General features: G+C 71.4%; 4 protein-coding genes and 1 pseudogene. 1 reads left to right on the plus strand and 4 read right to left on the minus strand.

The window, feature by feature from the left end; translation table 11 throughout:
- Positions 1 to 72 precede the first annotated feature (72 nt).
- Positions 73 to 426, minus strand: coding sequence for a hypothetical protein (locus tag ACVMLK_RS20545; protein ID WP_457487476.1), 354 nt, complete (start codon positions 424 to 426; stop codon positions 73 to 75).
- Between the two features lie 125 nt (positions 427 to 551).
- On the opposite strand from ACVMLK_RS20545, the gene ACVMLK_RS20550 reads away from it, so the two are divergent.
- A complete protein-coding gene (locus ACVMLK_RS20550) occupies positions 552 to 1,571 on the plus strand; it encodes an SDR family oxidoreductase (protein WP_457487477.1) in 1,020 nt (339 codons plus the stop codon).
- 91 nt (positions 1,572 to 1,662) lie between these two features.
- On the opposite strand, the pseudogene ACVMLK_RS20555 reads toward ACVMLK_RS20550, so the two are convergent.
- The 3 genes and pseudogenes from ACVMLK_RS20555 to ACVMLK_RS20565 all read right to left on the minus strand — a co-directional run.
- Positions 1,663 to 2,004, minus strand: a pseudogene (locus ACVMLK_RS20555) (tripartite tricarboxylate transporter substrate-binding protein); the annotation flags it as partial.
- A 135-nt stretch (positions 2,005 to 2,139) separates the two neighbouring features.
- Entirely contained in the window at positions 2,140 to 2,481 is a 342-nt protein-coding gene (locus ACVMLK_RS20560) for a CoA transferase (protein ID WP_457487478.1), read from the minus strand.
- On the minus strand, positions 2,478 to 2,872 hold a 395-nt coding region (locus ACVMLK_RS20565; protein WP_457487479.1), incomplete at its 5' end, for a CoA transferase. The genes ACVMLK_RS20560 and ACVMLK_RS20565, both read right to left, overlap by 4 nt.

Raw genomic sequence — 2,872 nt, forward strand, 5'->3', positions numbered from 1 at the left:
CCCCCCCCCCCCCCCCCCGCCCCCCGCCCCGCCGCGGGGCGCCCCCCCCCCCCCCCCCCCCCCCCCGCCCCCCTACTCCTCCTCGCCCGCCGCGTCATCCTCCCGCGCCATCACCTCGAAGGCGGCGACCACGTGGCGCAGGTTCACCGTGGCCAGTGGCCGCCCCGGCGGCCCCGTCACATACGGTCCGGGCATCGCGACATCCGGCGCCGGCCCCTCCACCAGCTCCACATCCAGCAACGCCTCCCCGGCCCGCGTCGCCAGATGCACCGCATCGATCCTGCGGATCAGCATGGTCTGCCCGGTCGTCAGCAGCAGCCCGAAGATCCAGGCATCGGCCATCATGCGCCCGGCGAACCAGGCCGGCATGACCTCGCCCAGGCGAAGGTCGTCCGGACTGTCAATGGTTGTCCAGCTATAGGTCATGAACAACCTTAACGGGCAGTTTCCGGCGAAACAATCCTTCCCTTCGTCGAAGACGCGGACAGGGACGCCCAACCTCCGCCGCCGCCCGGCGTTTCCGCCAGAGCCCACTCTCGCGGAGCCGCCCGATGACCGATACGCCCCCCGCCTCCCGCCGCGACCTCGTCCGCGGCCTCGCCGCCACCGGCCTGGCCGCCGGCACCCTGGCCGCCGCGCCGGCCCGCGCCCAGGCGCCGCCGGCGACCACCCCCCCCCCGACCGGCCCCGCCCTTCTGGCCGACCCGCGCGGGCGCTTCCCGAAGCCGCCCTTCAAGGTGCAGTCCCAACCCTGGCCGGCCCTGCAATCGAGGATGGACCCGATCCCCGATTGCGGCGAAACCTCCTACCGCGGCAGCAACCGCCTCGCCGGCCGCCGCGCCCTGATCACCGGCGGCGATTCCGGTATCGGCCGCGCCGCCGCCATCGCCTATGCCCGCGAGGGCGCCGATGTCGCCATCAACTATCTCGACGCCGAGCAGTCGGACGCCGAGGATGTCGCCCGCCACATCCGCGAGGCCGGGCGCAAGGCCGTGCTGATCCCCGGCGACCTGCGCGAGCAGGCCTTCTGCGCCCGCCTGGTGGATCAGGCCCGGGAACAGCTCGGCGGTCTCGACATCCTGGTCAGCAACGCCGCCTATCAGCACGCGCAGACCAGGCTGGCCGATATCTCCGCCGAGCAGCTCGACCAGACGATGAAGACCAATGTCTATGCCATGTTCTGGCTGACCCAGGCGGCCCTGCCGCATCTGCCGCCCGGCGCCGCCATCATCGTCACCAGCTCGGTGAACGCCGACCGCCCCTCGGAGAACATCATCGACTATGCCTGCACCAAGGCCGCCAACGAGGCCTTTGTCCGGGCCCTGGCGAAGCAGGTCATCGCCCAGGGCATCCGCGTCAACGGCGTCGCCCCCGGCCCCTTCTGGACCCCGCTCCAGGTTGGCGGCGGCCAGACGGAGGAGGGCCTGCGGACCTTCGGCACCACGACGCCCCTGGGCCGCCCCGGTCAGCCGGTGGAACTGGCCTCGGTCTATGTCGAGCTGGCGGCGGCCACATCGAGCTACACGACGGGGCAGATCTATGGGCAGACGGGCGGGGTGGGGTGGCCGTGAGCGAACGGCCCCGGAAGGGTAGTGGCGACGACCCCGGAGGACTGCCGGCGCGCCGGCACCGCGCGGCCTGCCGCGCGGTGCCGGCCTCCTTGATCTGGGCGGCCATGCGCCGGGCCTCCTCGCGGATGAAGGCCGCGAACTCCTGACGCGTCTCCGCCCGGGACCGCGCGCCAAGCCGGGTGAACCGCTCGACGATGGCGGGGTCGGACAGGACGGCGGAGAGGCTCTCGCTCTGCCGGCCCAGGATCGGGCCGGGCATGCCGGCCGGCGCGAAGATGCCCTGCCACTCCTGACTGGAATAGCCCTGCACCGTGCCGCTGATGGGCGGGATGCCGGGCAGCATCTCGATCGGCTCGGTTCCGCCGTGGGCGATGACGCGCAGGCCGTTCTGCCGGTGCAGCGGAATGGCGGTGGTCGCCGTGGCGAATGTCATGACGATCACCTCCTGCCGACATGAACCGACCCGCGGGCGTCATCCAAGGCGCGGCGGGCGGGAAGCCGCCCTCCGTCAGCCAGGGTGGCGAGAGAACCTTACTCCGCCGCTCGCGCATCATGCCGGCCGTTCCGCTCAGGCCATGAAGTCCCGCCGGATGGCTTCGCCTTTCTCGTCAAGCCCCGGCACGCGCCCCGCCTTCTCGACGGGCAGCATGGGTGAGGTCGGCATGGAGCAGCTTTGCCCATTGCCCAGATCGACCTCCAACCGCGTCAGAGCCTGATGGTTCACGAGATCGGACACCGAGGAAACCTGCGCCCAGGCCAGTTGATGCCCTTCCAGCCGCGACACCATCTCGGCGCGCGTCTGGGCAGCGAAGATCCGGGCGATCTCGGCGGTCAGCGCCTCGCGGTTGATCACGCGGGAGGGGTTGTCCGCGAAGCGCGGGTCGGCGATCAGATCCGGCCGTTGGATCACGCCAGCACAGAACCGGCGCCACTCCGCAGCCGGACCGTGGCGCTAGGCGCGAGGTTCTGCACAAAGACATCCGCCTTCGCGATCATGCGCTCCGCCAGCGCAAGATCGTCCTTGCCCTTCAGATCGAGGGCGATGCTCTCCTTGCCGCGGTTCAGCCAGGCGAAGTAGGCACTGACACCTCTGACGGCCTTGTCGTAGGGGCGCGCCGTGTCGCCTTCCTCGCGTTCGATCTTGATGACGCGCGCGCCGGCATCGGCGAGACGCATGGTGCACATGGGAGCCGCGACGGCCTGCTCCAGTGCGACGACCAGAAGCCCTCCCAATGGAGCAGGCATGGATCCGCCCCCATCGCCATCGCCGTGCGCAGCTGCTCCTGCGCCTGCGCCGGTCC

This window comes from Teichococcus aerofrigidensis (assembly GCF_054073225.1).